This window comes from Brachybacterium sp. Marseille-Q7125, assembly GCF_023062615.1.
Lineage (GTDB): Bacteria > Actinomycetota > Actinomycetes > Actinomycetales > Dermabacteraceae > Brachybacterium.
In genome coordinates this window covers 1-549 of sequence record NZ_JALLAL010000147.1, presented here as the reverse complement: position 1 = coordinate 549, position 549 = coordinate 1, and the positions used below count along the sequence as shown (strand labels likewise).

At 68.5% G+C, this 549-nt stretch carries 1 pseudogene; it reads right to left on the bottom strand.

Features of this window, described 5'->3' with window-relative positions:
* Positions 1-490 (bottom strand): annotated as a pseudogene (locus MU407_RS14125) (HNH endonuclease); the annotation flags it as partial.
* Between the last annotated feature and the right edge of the window lie 59 nt (positions 491-549).

The following is a 549-nucleotide window of genomic DNA, read 5'->3' as shown; positions in this document are numbered from 1 at the left end:
GATGCTCCTGCTGCAGGCCAGCACCGAACCACGCGACCAGCATCCGCAGCTCGCGGTAGAAGCGGTTCACGTCAATCCCGGCGAGGTCCCACTCAGCGACCACATCATCAACCTGACGACGCTGCTCCGGCTCGAGTCGGCGCGTGGAGCGGATCAACCACTCAAACCACTCCACCGGCAACACACCACCCGCGACGAGATCCAGGCACAGGGGCAGGTCACGGGTCGCGTGGACAGCGTCGCGCAGCTTCCCCTCCGCGCGCCCAACCTTGGAACGCAAACCAGCCGCAGCGATCAGACAGTTCACCGCCAGCTCATCCGCCTCACCGGGATGGTCGTCGTCCACGGTCCACAGCAGCGCCAGGTCCCGGACCTCCTCGGCGTAGAGGGTGCCGGCGAGACGACGCCGCTCCTGCACCCGGACCATGAGCTGGGCTTCATCACAGTCCGCCTCCGAGCCCGAGCGCACCGCCGCTGCCGCAGGCGTCATCGCACCACGGCCACGAATGATCTTCCGCGGCGGGCCGGCGGTGGCGCAGGCCGCATCAC